Raw genomic sequence first — 14,538 nt, 5'->3', positions numbered from 1 at the left:
TGTCGATGTCTTGCCCGTTCAGCATCCCAGCTGATTCGATGTGCGTCAACATAGACATTCATCGAATCTAAGGGGTGCCGGATGGAGCACATCGACGTTGCTGTGATCGGTGGCGGCCAGGCCGGGCTCGCCGTTGGACGCCTCCGGAAACCCCGGACACCGGAACGGGATCTCCCTGGCCGACCCCCGGCTGGCGTTCGTGGGGCTGGAACGGCAGCGCAGTCTGTCGTCGAACTCCCTGCGCGGGGTGGGCCGGGATGCTGCTCGCGTGGCACGGAGCCTGAGCCGCGGCATCGCCCGCCGCTGAGCAGTAAGGCTTCCACCTCCCCAGCTTGGTTCGATGTGTGTCAACGTAGATGTATGTCGAACGCCAGGGTGCTGCCGCTGCTCGAGCCTGCCGATGGCCAGAGTGTGGCACCGTGCTGCCCGCCCCTGACCGAGCGGGCAATGACGGCCGAAGAAGCCGAGACGGCATCGCGGATGTTCAAGGCACTCGGCGACCCCGTCCGCCTCCGCCTCTTCTCCGCGGTTGCCTCGCACGAGGGCGGGGAGGCGTGCGTGTGCGACATCTCCGACGTCGGAGTCTCACAGCCCACGGTGTCCCACCACCTGAAGAAGCTCAAAGAGGCCGGGCTGCTGACCTCCGAGCGGCGTGGCACGTGGGTCTACTACCGGGTCGAGCCGTCGGTGCTCGCTGCCATGGGCCGGCTCCTCGCCACCGCCCCGGCGGCTGAGCACCTCGGTCGGACCGTGCAGCACGTGGCCGCTGGTATGAACAGGAAGAACGAGTTCCACACGTGACGGCGACGGCCGGCGGACGTATGCCACGGAGGTCGTGAGACGCTCGCCGGCCTTGCGATGCCACAGGCCGTTTACGCGGAGTCCTTCACGGCCGCAGCTGAGTTGAGGTTGTTGAACTTCGTGCGCCAGGCCAGGGAGACGTAGACCAGTGCGACCAGGACGGGCACCTCGATGAGCGGGCCGACGACGCCGGAGAGGGCCTGGCCGGAGGTGACGCCGAAGGTGGCGATGGCCACCGCGATGGCGAGCTCGAAGTTGTTGCCGGCCGCTGTGAACGCCAGTGTCGCGGTGCGGTCGTAGGCCAGGCCGATGACCTTGCCCAGGGCGAAGGTGCCGAACCACATCAGCCCGAAGTACACCAGCAGCGGCAGTGCGATACGGGCGACATCCAGCGGCTGCGAGGTGATCGTCTTCCCCTGCAGTGCGAAGAGGATGACGATCGTGAAGAGCAGGCCGTACAGGGCGAACGGGCCGATCTTCGGCAGGAAGTTCTGTTCCTCACGGCCCACCTTCTTCTCGCCCAGGCGGCGGGTCAGGAACCCGCCCAGCAGCGGGATGCCGAGGAAGATGACGACGTTCAGCGCGATCTTCCACATCGAGATGTCCAAGTGCTCGCCTCCGCCCAGGCCGAGCCAGCCGGGCAGAAGCTCCAGGTAGAACCAGCCCAGGACACCGAAGGCGAGAACCTGGAAGACCGAGTTCAGGGCCACCAGGACAGCGGCGGCCTCGCGGTCACCGCAGGCCAGGTCGTTCCAGATGATGACCATGGCGATGCAGCGGGCCAGGCCCACGATGATCAGTCCGGTGCGGTACTCCGGTACGTCCGGCAGGAAGGTCCAGGCCAGTGCGAACATCACCGCAGGGCCCACGAGCCAGTTGATCACCAGCGAGGAGAGCATCAGCTTGAGGTCGCCGGTCACCGAGTCGAAACGGTCGTAACGGACCTTGGCGAGCACCGGATACATCATGATCAGAAGCCCGAGAGCGATCGGCAGCGAGATGCCACCGGTCTCGACCGCGGCCAGCGCGTCATCGAGGCCGGGAACCAGGCGTCCCAGCCCCAGACCCGCCGCCATCGCCAGCAGGATCCATACGGCCAGGAAGCGGTCGAGAGTGGAGAGCTTGGCGACAACAGCCGCGCCATCCGGAGCGGATGGCGCGGTGGTGGTGGATTCGGTGCTGGTCACTAACAGGACTTCTTCTTGTCGGCGTTCAGCGTTGCGCGGGAGGTCTCAGCGAGCGTGGCGAAGGAGCCCGCAAGGGTGTCGATAACCTCGGGCCGTAGCTTGTAGTAGGTGAACCGGCCGCACGGCTCGGTCTCCACCACCCCGGCCTCACGCAGCACCTTCAGATGGTTGGACAGGTTGGTCTGCCGTGCGCCGGTCTCCTCCACCAGGTGCGTGGTGCAGAGCGTCTCGTGCGCAAGCAGGGTCACGATCTGCAATCTGAGAGGGTCCGCCAGAACCCGGATCAGTTCAGTCTCGACTGACGTCAGCATGGACTGATACTGTCACATCAGTTGACGCTGATGCCAGCCCGGCCGGTCCGGGCGGTCATTTCAGATCCACCGATGATGGAAGAACTGATGCCCCTTACCCGCTCTGTGTCCGTGCTCTTCGTCTGCGTCCACAACGCGGGGCGCTCGCAGATGGCCGCCGGCTTCCTCAGCCGCCTGGCGGGCGATCGCGTCGAGGTCCGCTCCGCCGGCTCCCTTCCCGCCGACCGGGTCAACCCCGCTGCGGTCGAGGCCATGCGGGAGGTCGGCATCGACATCGGCGACCAGAAGCCCAAGGCGCTGACCGACGGGGCAGTTCAGGCGTCGGACTACGTCATCACCATGGGCTGTGGCGACGCGTGCCCGGTCTTCCCGGGCAAGAAGTACCTGGACTGGAAGTTGGAGGACCCCGCGGGCAAGGGCGTCGACTCCGTCCGCCCGATCCGTGACGAGATCAGGGCCCGCATCGAGGCGCTGATCGCCGAGATCGACGCGCTGTAGGAGAAGTGACTCGAACCACCTGGGTCCAACAGGCAACTGATCTGCGCGGAGCGCGGCGCCTGTCGATTGGTCCTCAGCGGTACGAGAAGTCGCCCTGTCGGCGGGGGAGCAACCGGCCGCAACGGCTGCCCGATTGCTCTCGAGGCTCTCGGCGTACGCCGAACACCGCGGGACGTCCCGGGAATTGACGGAGTGCGGTGAGCGGATCGGTCGTGCGGTGCTCGGGGGCGTCAGCTGCGCACCTGCCGGCTGTCCCTGAACAGGTCCCACAGGAGCACCCTGGGGTCGAGTCCGCTGCGTGTCATGGCCTGCATCACGGCGTCGCTGAGCGCGATCAGGCACATGTAGCCCCGGGCGGCGTGCACCCCGTGCATGAGGCCGATGAGGCCGTACAGTGTCGCCACCTCACAGACGCTCACGCCGGACAGGTCGAGGCGGAGGCGACGGTTGCCGTTCCTGCAGCGGTGGACGACCTCATCGCGCAGCGTAGGCATGGTCCATACGCTGAGTTCTCCGCTCAGGTGAAGCGTCAGCGCGTCGTCCTTGCCTATCGGCAGCGGGGCGATGTCCAGATCAGGGGGCCGGGCCACCCGTACCGCCTCCCACCGCACACCAGGATGCTGCAGGTAATCAAAGGGTAAAGCTGTGTGGGCCGGTTCTTCAACGGCACTCAGGCGGAACGATTCACCAATGGGCCCCGCGCCTCCCCGCCTCCCGCGCCCCCGCGTCGAGAGCCGGGTCCGGCAGCTGGGTTGCGCCTCCGGTAGGCGGATGAGAGTGCGGCGGTGTCGTGCGTACCCGTACGCCCCTCGGGTCCCCGCCGTGTGCACGGGCGGCCACGACGGATTTCCCTGTCCCTCTGTACGACTTTCGTCGCAACCGACTGCGACGAAGGGGAGTGTGCAGAACGGCGGGTCCTGCCTACCGTGTGCCGCGTGAAGGGGAGCGAGAAGGTGCGCGCCGTGTGGAACCGCCTGGTCGTACCGGCGGAGTGGCCGGCGCGGCGGATCTTCGGCGAAATCGTCCTGGCCCTGGTCCTGGCGCTGTTCGCGGCAGCACTGCAGGCCCTCGAGGGCAGTGATCTGCTCGGGGTCGCCGCGACCGCGGTGACGGTGGGGCTTCTGTCGCCGCTGCGCCGCATCCTGCCGGCGAGCGTGCTCGTGTTCACCGGCGCGGCCTCGGGCCTGCTCAGCGGCTTCATGCCCCTGCTGATCGCGTCCGGGTGGTCGGCGGGGCGCGGGATCGCCGCGAGGGGCAGGGCGATCGGCGCGTTCAGCGCGGCCCTGGTGCTGCACGTGGCGATCAGCATGTACTCCGAATCCGACTATCTCCCGCCGTTGGCGACGGGGATCTTCTCGACCGTCATATTCCTGGCCACGACGATCGTCCCGGGCCTGGCGAGCCGCTACTGGAGGCAGCGCCGCAGGCTGCTCCACACGCTCCAGCAGCACAACGCCCAGCTTCTCCGCGAGCGCGCGATGATCGCCGGGCAGGCGCGGATGCGCGAGCGGCAGCGCATCGCGCAGGACATGCACGACAGCCTCGGCCATCAACTCGCCCTGATCGCCGTGCACACGGGCGCACTGGAGGTGGACCCGGAGCTGACCGATCGGCAGCGCGAGGCCGTTGGGGTGCTGCGGAGCGCATCGGTGGCCGCGATGCACGAACTGCGCGAGGTGGTCGGCATCCTCAGGGACGGCACGGAGGCGCCCCCTCTTGTGGAGGGCGCACAGCCCGCCTCTCGGGCTGCCTCGGGCATCGCGGGGCTCGTCGAGTCCTCGCGCGCGGCCGGCGCCGAAGTCGGCCTGCAGGTGTCGGGCGAGCCACTGCCGTTGGCGCCGGCGGCCGACCATGCGGCGTACCGCATAGCGCAGGAAGGCCTGACCAACGCGCACAAGTACGCCTCGGGATCGCGCATCACGGTCGCGCTGCGGTACGAGCCGGACTCCCTCGTCGTGGAGGTGGCCAATGGGCCGGTGCCCGTCCCCGCGTCCGGTGCGGACGCTGCGCGGAACGGTGTGGCGGTGGGCGGTGGTCAGGGCCTCGTCGGGCTGAGCGAACGGGCCCGGCTGATCGGCGGCATGGTGCACGCGGGGCCGACACCGGACGGCGGTTTCCGGGTGGCCGGTGTGCTGCCGTACGGGCCCGACGGCGGAGGCCGCGGTCGCGGTGATGCGCCGCGTCCGGGGCCGGTCGAAGCGCCGCAGTCCGGCACCGCCGGGGACGGGGAGGCGGCCCACAGGGGCACGGCTCCGGCCGCCGTCACCCCGTACGGAGACGGTGGCGTCGACTTCTGGCCGGAGGGCGGGGCGATCCGGACCGGTGGCGACCCCTACCCCGTTGGGACATTCCTCGACGGGACGGTCGCGATGCCAGGGAACCGGAGCTACGGGGCTGTGGTGATGGGATGCGGGGTCCTCGCGTTCATCGTGGTGGCCCTGGGCGGGCTCGCGTTGTGGGGGACGGTCGCCGTTGTGAAGGAGGCCGACGCCGGCATGATCGAGCCCGAGCTCTACCGGTCGGTCAAGGTCGGCGAGCCGGAGGCCGAGGTACGGGACAAGCTCCCCGAGGGCAGCGCCCTCATGACCGGCGGTCTGGGCAACCAGGGCCCGGCCCGCCCCAAGGGCGCGACCTGCATGACCCTGATGTCCACCGAGCTTTCGGACGATCCGAACACCGAACCGGTCTTCCGCTTCTGCTTCCGGGACGGAAAGCTGACCCAGAAACGGTCGTATGTGGCCAAGATCTAGATGGCCGGTGAGCAGATCCCGTCGGCAGTGGGCCGGCTCCGACGGGTGGGAAACGGGTGGAGAGCAGTGATCACGGGTGGAGAGCAGTGATCCGCGTCCTGGTCGCGGATGACGAACCGCTCATCCGGGCGGGCATCAGGATGATCCTCACCTCGGCCGACGACATCGACGTGGTCGCGGAGGCGGCCAACGGCCGGGACGCGCTCGAGCTGGCCCGCGCCCACACGGTCGACGTGGCCCTTCTCGACATCCAGATGCCGGTGATGGACGGGCTCTCTGCGCTCGCGGAGCTGAGCCGGGTCGCCCCAGGGGTCCGGGCGCTCGTACTCACGACGTTCGGCGAGCGGGAGAACGTACTGCGGGCGTTGAGCAGCGGCGGCGCCGGCTTCCTGCTGAAGGACTCGGCACCGGCCGAACTGATCAGCGCCGTACGGGCGGCGGCGGGCGGGGACGCGTACCTCTCGCCCGGGGCCACGCGGCATGTGGTGGACTCGCTCGCCTCGGGCCGGGCCGCGAGGCGGGGCGAGGAGGCGCGGCGGCGGCTCGAGGCGCTGACCGCGCGGGAGCTCGAAGTGCTGGCGCTGCTGGGCGAAGGGTTGTCCAACGCGGACGCGGGTGAGCGGATCCGGATGAGCGAGGCGACGGTCAAGACGTACGTGAGCCGGATCCTGGCGAAGCTCGACTGCGAGAACCGGGTGCAGGCCGCGCTGCTGGCACGGGACGCCGGGCTCGGGGGGTAGGTCCCGGGCCCGGCGCCCCAGGCCGGTCTTGGGCGCGGCGCCGCAGGACCGGTCTCGGGGGCTTCCGTGAAGCGGTCTGCGACGCGAGCGCCGTGGGCGCCTGCCGCGGGGCCCCGGGTGTTCCCGGCGCTCGCCTGTTCAGGCGGCCAGACGGGCGGCGAGGGCCTTTGCCCTCTCCGCCGCATTTGTGTGGGCCTTGGCGCGCGAGGCGTCGGAGAGGTCGATCAGGTCCGCCATCGCCGGGTTCGACCGGGCCAGGGTCAGCTCCGGAACGATGAAGTCGACCTCGAGGCCGAGCATGCCGTTCAGCGCCTTCTCCAGGTAGGTCTGCACGAACTCGAAGTCCTCGCGCGGAGTTCCCGGGCCGTACGCGCCGCCCCGGCTGGCGACCACGGTGACGGGCGTGCCCGCGGCGGACGGGGAGGCGCCGGCAGTCCGGCCCATCACGATCACCTGGTCCAGCCACGCCTTGAGGGTCGACGGGATCGTGAAGTTGTACATCGGCGCACCGATGAGGACGGCGTCGGCCTCCTCCAGCTCCTCGGCGAGGGTGGTGCGCAGGGCGAACGCCGCCCGCTGCTCAGGGGTGTGCTCCGAGGGATCGGAGAAGGCCGCGGAGATCCCATCGGCGTCCAGATGGGGAAGCGGGTCGGCGGCGAGGTCGCGGTAGATGACCTTGCCCCCGGGGTGCTGTTCCTCCCAGGCCGTGCGGAAGGTGGCCGCGACGTCGCGGGAGGCGGAGCCGCCCTGCGGGAAGGCCGACGAGTCGAGGTGAAGGAGCGTGGGCATGGCGAGCCTCCGGCTTCGGGAATCTTGGTTGGATTCCGTGAAGTAGCTATTACTAGCACAGTCGCTTACTTTTCTATAGTAGCGGAGGTGGGCGCAGTACCCTGGAGGGTATGGACGGTGGCGTGGAGGGTTGCGGGGGACGCGGCGAGCGGGAGTGCAGGGAAGTCGATGCCGGCATCACCCGGGTCTTCGGCCTGCTCGGAAAGCGCTGGACCGGGCCGATCGTGTCCGTGCTGATGCAGCGGGCCGTGCACTTCGCGGAGCTGAGGAGGGCCATCCCGGGGATCAGCGAGCGCATGCTCTCGGACCGGCTGAGCGAGCTGGGGGCCGCGGGCCTCGTGGTGCGCGAAGTGGACGAGGGACCGCCACTGCGGGTCGCCTACCGGCTGACCGAGGCGGGGAGGGCGCTCGAACCCGGGCTGAAGGAGCTCGGCCGGTGGGCCGAGCAGTACTTGCCGGACGCTGGTCCGTGCCCGGAGAGCTTCCGGGGGTAGGCCCGGGGCGGGGGAGGACGGCCCCGCGTTCGAGGGGCTCCGGAGGACACGCGGTCGGAGTCGTAGGTGCGGCGCGGAGTGATCAGCGCGCGGGTGTCTGCCTCGCCGCCCGACCCGGGGCGTGGGCCCGGCGCCTGGACTGTGCCCGTTCGCGCGTGGCGCGTGTGCGGATCGTGTGCGTTGCGTGGCGCCTCACAGGAGTTATCCACAGGGCATGCGGCGTTTGGGGCCCGGGGGTACGGTCATGGCCAGTCGTGGTGGGGCGTTGCGGGGGAGGCTGGGCATGGTGAGGGAAGGCAGGCCATCGGCTGCTGTTGAGGCTGCTGCCGGCGAGCGGGCTCCGTGGGTTTCGGGGTTCGCACGCTGGTCCGGGGACCCGCTCGCGCCGAAGCAGCGTGGAAAGGCCCTGCGGGGCCGGGTCCACCGATCCGAGCATGCGGAACTGCCGCAGGACGCGGGCCGTCCGGACGCGGTGACGGCGGTCGAGGAGTCCAACGCCGGCAGACTGCCGGAGCTCACGCCGATTCGGGTGGGCCGGATGGCCGAGTCGCCCTTCGCCTTCTACAGGGGCGCGGCCGGTCTGATGGCGTACGACCTCGCGGGCACGCCCGTCACGGGTATCGGCGCGCAGATCTGCGGGGATGCCCACGCGGCCAACTTCGGGCTCTACGGCGATGTGTTGGGCAGCCTCGTCATCGACATCAACGACTTCGACGAGACGGTCCACGGTCCTTGGGAATGGGATCTGAAGCGGCTCGCGGCCTCGCTCGTGTTGGCTGGCCGTGAGGCCGGGGCGGACGAGGACGCCTGCCGCAAGGCCGCCTACGACGCTGCGGGCGCCTACCGGCGGACGATGCGACTGCTGGCGAAGCTCCCCGTGATGGAGGCGTGGAACGCGATCGCGGACGAGGAACTCGTCTCGCACACGGATGCGCACGACCTGGCCGGCACCCTGGAGCGCGTCGCGGAGAAGGCCCGGCGCAACACCAGCGATCGGTTCGCGTCGAAGGCGACGGAGCCCGTGCCCGAGGATGACGGGGAGCGCGGCGGCATCCCGCGGCGACGCTTCACGGACGCGCCGCCGGTGCTCCGCAGCGTGCCCGACGCCGAGGCTGCCTCGGTGGCCACATCGCTGGCGGGCTATCTGGAGACGATCCCGGACGACCTGCTGCCGCTTCTCGCGCGGTACGAGGTGCAGGACGTGGCCTTTCGCGTCGTCGGCACGGGCAGTGTGGGCCTGCGGTCCTACGTGGTGCTGCTGATGGACCACCGCGGCGAGCCGCTGGTGCTGCAGGTGAAGGAGAGCCGGGCCTCGGCTCTGCTGCCGTATCTGGCGAAGGCGGGCTTCGACGCGCCGGAGGCACCTCACGAAGGGCGCCGGGTCGTGCTGGGACAGAAGGTCATGCAGGTGGTCAGTGACATCCTGCTGGGCTGGACGAGCGTCGACGGGCGGCCGTACCAGGTGCGGCAGTTCCGGAACCGCAAGGGCAGCGTCGACCCGACCGAGCTGACCGCGGACCAGGTCGACGACTACGGGCGCATGACCGGCGCGCTGCTCGCGCGCGGGCACTCGCACAGCGCGGATCCGCGGCTGATCGCGGGCTACTGCGGCAAGGGGGACAAGCTTGACGAGGCCATCGCGGATTTCGCGGTGGTCTATGCGGACCGTACGGAAGCGGACCACCGGGAGCTCGTGGCCGCGATACGGAGCGGCAGGACAGCGGCCGAGCTTGGCGTCTGAGGCCGGCCACTGCGGGCGGGACCCTCTGTCCCGTGGCCCCGGCCCCGATGGGGTCCGGGGAGCCACGGGACCGCGAGCAGGGCCCGGCGCCACTGGAATGGGGACAGGGGCGCGGGCCACAGGACTGCGGGACAGGGGCAGGGCGCCCAGGCCTGCGGGCGCCCGGCGCGAGGGTCGGTCGGGAGCCGGGTGACGGGCAGATTCGCTCCAGAGGGGGAGGACCGTTCCGGGGGCGTGAGCTTGCTGAGAGGCGCGGGAAGGACAGGCTCCGAGGAGGTGGACCCGAGGGGGAGGTGGACCCGAGGCGGGAGTGAACCGGAGGGGGAGGTGAACGCGAAGCGGAGGTGACCGGGGGCGGAGGTGACCCGAGGTACGGACGGCGAGCCCCGGAGAGAACGGGCTGTTCCCGGGACACGAGGGCTTGTTTCCGGAACCCCGGGGCTTGTTCCGGGGACACCAGGGCCTGTTTCCGGGCGATGCGGCGGTCGGGCGGGGGAGCACCGCCACAATGCCCGTAGGCTGGCCGGGTGACGAATCCGGAAGCCGAAACGAACCCGGGATCCGAGCAGGCCGGAACCCAGCGGGAAGGGGCGGAGCGGACGGAGCCGGCGGACGGCACGCGGCCGGAAGCCCGCCTCGAGCAAGCCGTCCGCGCTGCCGAGCAGGCCCTGATCGAGTTCGAGATCGCCGTGGAGACCTTCCGGGTCGAGGTGGAGAACTTCTCGCGGCTCCACCACCAGCGCCTGGGGCCGATGTACTCGCGGCTCGACGAGCTGGACGCGCAGATCGCCGAGGCCGTCGCTGCCCGGACCGGGGATCCCGAGGACATCCGGAAGGCGAAGGAGGCGCGCGGCCTGGTGCTGCCGATGCCGCGTGTGGAGGAGCTCTTCCACGGCTGGATCGATTCGGAGGGCTTGTCACCCGAGGCGACCGCCATGCTCAACGAGCGCCCGGTGCGCCCGCCGCAGCGTGTCCGCCCGAGCGAGGAGGCCCGCCGGATCTACCGCGAGCTGGTCCGCCAGGCGCATCCGGACCTGGCGCGGGACGAGGCGGAGCAGGAACGCCGCAGTGCGTTCATCGTGCGGGTCAACGAGGCGTACGGCCTCGGGGACGAGGCGGCGCTGCGCGACCTGGCCGAGGAGTGGGCGGCCGGCCCGTCGCGCGAGGAGAGCCCGCTGAGCCGGAGCGAGGAGCTCTACGCCCGGCTGGAGTGGCTGGCCGACCGCAAGGAAATGCTGGCCGCAGTCGCCGCCGAACTGGAGGCCAGCGCGATTGGAGCCATGCTCAAAATGGCGCCCGACGATCCGGACCGACTGCTGGAAGAGATCGCCGAACAGCTGCTGGCGCAGGTCGCCGAGCGTGAGGCCCACCTGGCGTCGCTCGTTGGGTAGCGTTCGGGGCGGCGCGGCTGGTGCCGCCGGCCGGGGCGGCTCCCCAGGATCGAGGCCGCTCGACGATGAGACTGAGAGGCTGACCATGCACTTCGCCCAGCTCCCGACGGTGGACGCCGTGGCGGTTCCGTCCGACGGTCTCCTGCTGGATGTCCGGGAGGCCGACGAGTGGGCGGCCGGTCATGCCGAAGGGGCACTTCACCTGCCGATGAGCGAGCTGGTGGCACGGTTCGGCGAGTTGACGGCGGCCGCCTCCGACGGCCGCCGGGTGCATGTGGTGTGCAGGGTCGGGGGCCGGTCGGCACAGGTGGCCCAGTATCTGCTGGCGCAGGGCATGGACGCGGTGAATGTGGACGGCGGCATGCTCGCCTGGGAGGCCGCCGGGCGCCCGTTGGTCGCCGACGGTGGCGACCAGGCGTTCGTCCTCTGAACCTCCTCCCCGAGTCGGGTCCCTCCACGGGTCGGCCTCCCCGAGCCGGGTCTCTCCGGGGTTTCTCGGTCCCGGTCCCGGCTTCCGGGACGGATTCCCGCCCGATCGGACTGTTCGGGTGCCGCCGCGGCGGGTTGCCCTGCCGTCTCGGATCCGTCCCGGATCTCTCCGGAGTGCGTCCCGGATACTCGGTTGCTCGGATCCGTACGACGCCGGTGACCAATCCGGCTCTCGGCACGTGCCCGAGCCCGCCGCGTCGGGCGGGCGAGCGCGGGCCGGGCGATCCGTGAACCGAGCGACAGGCCGCCCGAGTTGTCCCTGCCCAGTTGCCCAGTTGCCCTGTGACAACATCCGCCGGAGCGTCAGCCGAGCGGATGGGCGGCGAGCAGATCGCCGAGCGCCTCCTCATGCGCGGCGGCCGGGCCGAGGGACAACTCGAGCTGCTTGGCCCATGCGTGGTAGCGGTGCAGCGGGTAGTCCACATCCGCCCCGAAGCCGCCGTGCAGGTGTTGCGCAGTCTGCACCACCCGGCGTACCCCTTCCGAGGCCCAGATCTTGGCGACGGCGACGTCCGCGGCCACCGGAAGCGCACCCGTGGTCGCGGTGGAGCCCTGATGCACGGATAGCCGCCATGCGGCCTGCCAGAGCGTGGCCTCCATCGCCCGCAGATCGATGTACCGGTCGGCGGCTTGGACGGCGACCGCCTGGAACGTGGCCACCGGATGCCCGAACTGTTCGCGCTTTCCGGTGTATTCGCCGGTCATGCCGAGCACGCCCTCTCCGAGGCCGAGGGCAAGGGCGCAGGTCCCCGTGACGAGGAGGTCGTGCAGCCACTCCCAGGCTCCCCCGGCAGTGAGCACATCGCGGTCCGCAAGCCGTACGCCGTCCAGCCGGACCTCGGCGTAGCGCTCGCCGCTGGTGGACACCTGGTCGGCCAGCGTGACCCCGTCGTGCAGAGGGGGGACGAGCGCGAGGACCGTGCGACCACTGCCGATCCGTGCGGGGACCACCAGCAGGTCGGCCGACTGGGCCCAGGGCACAGCCGTCTGCACCCCGTCCAGGGTCCATCCCGCGCCGTCCGCCCCTTGCTCCCCGTGGCTGCCGTCCGGGACTGCGTCGACCGCGAGTTCGGCCCCGTCGTGGCCGGTGCGACCGTTGGAGGCGACGGTCAGGACGAGTTCGCCGCGGCCCACCAGCGGGAGCAGGTCGTCGCACAGCTCCGCGGGGGCGTACCTCCGCAGCGCGAGCGCTGCGGCACCCGTCTCCAGCAGCGGGACGCGAGCCAGAACCCGTGCCGATTCGCGCAGAACGAGACAGAGTGCGATGGGGTCCAGACCGGCCCCGCCATGGCGGGGATCGAGGACGAGGCTCAACAGATCGGAGCGGCCAAGGGCCTGCCACAGCGGACGGTCGAAGTCGTCGGCTACCGCGCCGGGTGTCAGGGCCGGGCTCGGTACGCCGTCCGGAGCGACCCCGGAGAAGACGGCCTTTGCCGCCTCGACGGCCGCCTGCTGCTCCTCGGTGAAGGTGAAGTCCACTGCCCGTCCTCCCGCACGCCCGGCACACGCTTCTGACGAGGCGTCAAGGTAGAACAGGTTTCAGGAATAGGGAATGGTGCCACCGGCACCGGACGGATCAGGTTCTCCACGAGCGCCGGAGAGATCCTCACCGTCGGAGGCTCCGGGCCGACACGCGGAGCCGGGTCAGCGGTCGAAGTCCAGCTCCACCTGCTCGGTGGCCGGGTGGGACTGGCAGGCCAGCACATAGCCCGCTTCCACCTCCTCCGCCTCCAGCGCGAAGTTCCGGTCCATGCGCACCTCGCCCGAGACCAGGAACGCCCGGCAGGTACCGCACACCCCGCCCTTGCAGGCGTAGGGCGCGTCGGCGCGGTTGCGCAGCACCGCCTCGAGCAGGGATTCGCCGTCCTCCACGGGCCATGTCCCGGAGCGGCCGTCCAGTGTCGCCGTCACCGCGGCGTGCGAGGGGGCCGCGGGGCGCCTGGGCGCGGCGGACGCGCCCTCGTCCACATGGAAGATCTCCTGATGGACTCTCTTGCGCGGTACCCCGAGATCGCGCAGCGCGCGCTCAGCACCCTGCACCAACCCGTAGGGCCCGCACAGGAACCAGCCGTCGACCGCCTCGACCGGCAGCAGCGCGCGGATCAGTCCGGTGAGACGCTCCTCGTCCAGCCGCCCGGACGGCAGTCCCGCCTGCTGCTCCTCGCGGGAGAGCACATGGACAAGCTGAAGGCGGTCGGGATACCGGTCCTTGAGGTCCGCGACCTCTTCGAGAAACATCGTCGACGCAACGGTGCGGTCACTGCGGATCAGGCAGAAGCGGGCGCCGGGCTCGCGGGCCAGCAGGGTCGAGGCGATCGACAGGACCGGCGTGATGCCGCTGCCGCCGACCACAGCGACGTAGTGCCCCGGACGCGGCTCCAGGACGAAGCGGCCGGCCGGTGCCATGACGTCCACGCTGTCGCCCACGGCCAGTTCCTTGAGCGCGAACGTCGAGAACTCCCCGCCCTCGACGAGCCGTACGCCCACCCGCAGCGTTGCCGGACCGTCCGGATCCAGGGCCGGTCCGCAGATGGAGTAGGTACGGCGGATCTCCGCGCCGCCTCCCGCCCGGCGCAGCGCGAGATGCTGCCCCGGAGTGAAGCGGTACGTCTCGCGCAGCTCGGGCGGGACCGCGAAGGTGACGGTGACCGAGTCATCGGTGAGCCGGTCCACCGCCGCCACGTCCAGCGGATGGAACCCGCCGTGGCGTGCGGCCGGGGCGGGGGGATCCAACTCGGTCGCGGGGCGGGCCATCTACAACTCCTTGAAGTGGTCGAACGGTTCGCGGCACGACTCGCAGCGGCGCAGCGCCTTGCACGCGGTAGAGGAGAAGCGGCTCAGCACCGTGGTGTCGGTGGATCCGCAGTGCGGGCAGCGGACCGAGAGATCCACCATGACCGGCCCGCGGTCATGGGTGGGGCGCGGTGGTGCGATGCCGGACTCCTCGAGCTTGCGCCGCCCTTCGGCGCTGATCGCGTCGGTGGTCCAGGGAGGGGAGAGGACCGTGCGGACCGTGACCTCCGGGATGCCGTGGTCGTGCAACACCCGCTCGATGTCGGCCGACATGGACTCGATCGCCGGGCAGCCTGTGTACGTCGGGGTCAACTCGACCTCGACGCGGCCGGGGCCCAGGACCTGCAGACCGCGCAGCACACCCAGCTCCTCGAGGGTGACCACGGGCAGCTCGGGGTCGGGTACCGACCCGGCCAGTTCGCGGAGCTGCACCTCGAGCGGGGTCAGCTCGTGGGTGGTCCCTCCCGCTGTGTCTCCGGGTGCAGTCGCGCGCGAGGCGGTGACACCGGGAGCCCTCCCGCGCGCCTCGGTGTCGCCCAACGCCGTACGGCCGG

Annotated in this window: 15 protein-coding genes and 1 pseudogene; 9 read left to right on the top strand and 7 right to left on the bottom strand. The window is 70.7% G+C overall.

The window, feature by feature from the left end:
- Positions 1–133: 133 nt before the first annotated feature.
- Together AB0M26_RS02650 and AB0M26_RS02645 are read left to right on the top strand one after the other, a co-directional pair.
- Positions 134–307 (top strand): annotated as a pseudogene (locus AB0M26_RS02650) (FAD-dependent oxidoreductase); the annotation flags it as partial.
- Between the two features lie 53 nt (positions 308–360).
- The gene (locus AB0M26_RS02645; RefSeq protein WP_365253350.1) at positions 361–801 is read left to right on the top strand and encodes a metalloregulator ArsR/SmtB family transcription factor; all 441 of its coding nucleotides are present in this window, start codon (positions 361–363) and stop codon (positions 799–801) included.
- Positions 802–872: 71 nt separating this feature from the next.
- On the opposite strand, the gene arsB is transcribed toward AB0M26_RS02645, so the two are convergent.
- A complete protein-coding gene (gene arsB / locus AB0M26_RS02640; RefSeq protein ID WP_365253787.1) occupies positions 873–1,994 on the bottom strand; it encodes an ACR3 family arsenite efflux transporter in 1,122 nt (373 codons plus the stop codon).
- Positions 1,988–2,299: a metalloregulator ArsR/SmtB family transcription factor gene (locus tag AB0M26_RS02635; protein ID WP_365253348.1), complete on the bottom strand. Its 312-nt coding sequence runs from the start codon at positions 2,297–2,299 to the stop codon at positions 1,988–1,990. The genes arsB and AB0M26_RS02635 overlap by 7 nt, the downstream gene beginning before the upstream one ends.
- 87 nt (positions 2,300–2,386) lie before the next feature.
- Here AB0M26_RS02635 and AB0M26_RS02630 point away from each other — a divergent pair, with 87 nt between their 5' ends.
- Entirely contained in the window at positions 2,387–2,797 is a 411-nt protein-coding gene (locus AB0M26_RS02630; protein WP_365253345.1) for an arsenate reductase ArsC, read from the top strand.
- Between the two features lie 230 nt (positions 2,798–3,027).
- Here the strand turns inward: AB0M26_RS02630 and AB0M26_RS02625 are convergent, their stop codons facing one another.
- Positions 3,028–3,408 carry an STAS domain-containing protein gene (locus AB0M26_RS02625; RefSeq protein ID WP_365253342.1) on the bottom strand — a complete coding sequence of 127 codons (381 nt, stop codon included), beginning with the start codon at positions 3,406–3,408 and terminating at the stop codon, positions 3,028–3,030.
- Between the two features lie 324 nt (positions 3,409–3,732).
- Here AB0M26_RS02625 and AB0M26_RS02620 point away from each other — a divergent pair, with 324 nt between their 5' ends.
- Together AB0M26_RS02620 and AB0M26_RS02615 are read left to right on the top strand one after the other, a co-directional pair.
- Positions 3,733–5,547, top strand: coding sequence for a histidine kinase (locus AB0M26_RS02620; protein WP_365253339.1), 1,815 nt, complete (start codon positions 3,733–3,735; stop codon positions 5,545–5,547).
- Positions 5,548–5,633: 86 nt separating this feature from the next.
- Entirely contained in the window at positions 5,634–6,287 is a 654-nt protein-coding gene (locus tag AB0M26_RS02615; protein ID WP_365253336.1) for a response regulator transcription factor, read from the top strand.
- A gap of 138 nt (positions 6,288–6,425) precedes the next feature.
- On the opposite strand, the gene AB0M26_RS02610 is transcribed toward AB0M26_RS02615, so the two are convergent.
- Positions 6,426–7,076, bottom strand: a complete 651-nt coding sequence (locus tag AB0M26_RS02610) for an NAD(P)H-dependent oxidoreductase (protein WP_365253333.1) — start codon at positions 7,074–7,076, stop codon at positions 6,426–6,428.
- A 110-nt stretch (positions 7,077–7,186) separates the two neighbouring features.
- Between AB0M26_RS02610 and AB0M26_RS02605 the strand changes: the two genes are divergently transcribed.
- The 4 genes from AB0M26_RS02605 to AB0M26_RS02590 all read left to right on the top strand — a co-directional run bounded on the left by AB0M26_RS02605 (position 7,187) and on the right by AB0M26_RS02590 (position 11,132).
- Entirely contained in the window at positions 7,187–7,570 is a 384-nt protein-coding gene (locus tag AB0M26_RS02605; RefSeq protein ID WP_365253330.1) for a helix-turn-helix domain-containing protein, read from the top strand.
- Between the two features lie 283 nt (positions 7,571–7,853).
- Positions 7,854–9,311 (top strand): DUF2252 domain-containing protein, encoded by a 1,458-nt coding sequence (locus tag AB0M26_RS02600; protein WP_365253327.1) that lies wholly within the window; start codon positions 7,854–7,856, stop codon positions 9,309–9,311.
- 527 nt (positions 9,312–9,838) lie between these two features.
- The gene (locus AB0M26_RS02595) at positions 9,839–10,702 is read left to right on the top strand and encodes a hypothetical protein (RefSeq protein WP_365253324.1); all 864 of its coding nucleotides are present in this window, start codon (positions 9,839–9,841) and stop codon (positions 10,700–10,702) included.
- Positions 10,703–10,787: 85 nt separating this feature from the next.
- Positions 10,788–11,132 carry a rhodanese-like domain-containing protein gene (locus AB0M26_RS02590; RefSeq protein WP_365253321.1) on the top strand — a complete coding sequence of 115 codons (345 nt, stop codon included), beginning with the start codon at positions 10,788–10,790 and terminating at the stop codon, positions 11,130–11,132.
- Positions 11,133–11,494: 362 nt separating this feature from the next.
- Here AB0M26_RS02590 and AB0M26_RS02585 read toward each other — a convergent pair whose 3' ends face one another.
- From AB0M26_RS02585 to paaD, 3 genes are all read right to left on the bottom strand, one after another.
- On the bottom strand, positions 11,495–12,670 hold the full coding sequence (locus AB0M26_RS02585; protein ID WP_365253318.1) for an acyl-CoA dehydrogenase family protein: 1,176 nt from the start codon (positions 12,668–12,670) through the stop codon (positions 11,495–11,497).
- 165 nt (positions 12,671–12,835) lie between these two features.
- Positions 12,836–13,945, bottom strand: a complete 1,110-nt coding sequence (paaE, locus tag AB0M26_RS02580; protein WP_365253315.1) for a 1,2-phenylacetyl-CoA epoxidase subunit PaaE — start codon at positions 13,943–13,945, stop codon at positions 12,836–12,838.
- Entirely contained in the window at positions 13,946–14,431 is a 486-nt protein-coding gene (gene paaD, locus AB0M26_RS02575; RefSeq protein ID WP_365253784.1) for a 1,2-phenylacetyl-CoA epoxidase subunit PaaD, read from the bottom strand.
- Positions 14,432–14,538: the final 107 nt, after the last annotated feature.

This window comes from Streptomyces sp. NPDC051776 (genome assembly GCF_040681345.1).
Classification (GTDB): Bacteria; Actinomycetota; Actinomycetes; order Streptomycetales; family Streptomycetaceae; genus Streptomyces.
This window is presented reverse-complemented; position numbering and strand designations above follow the sequence as displayed.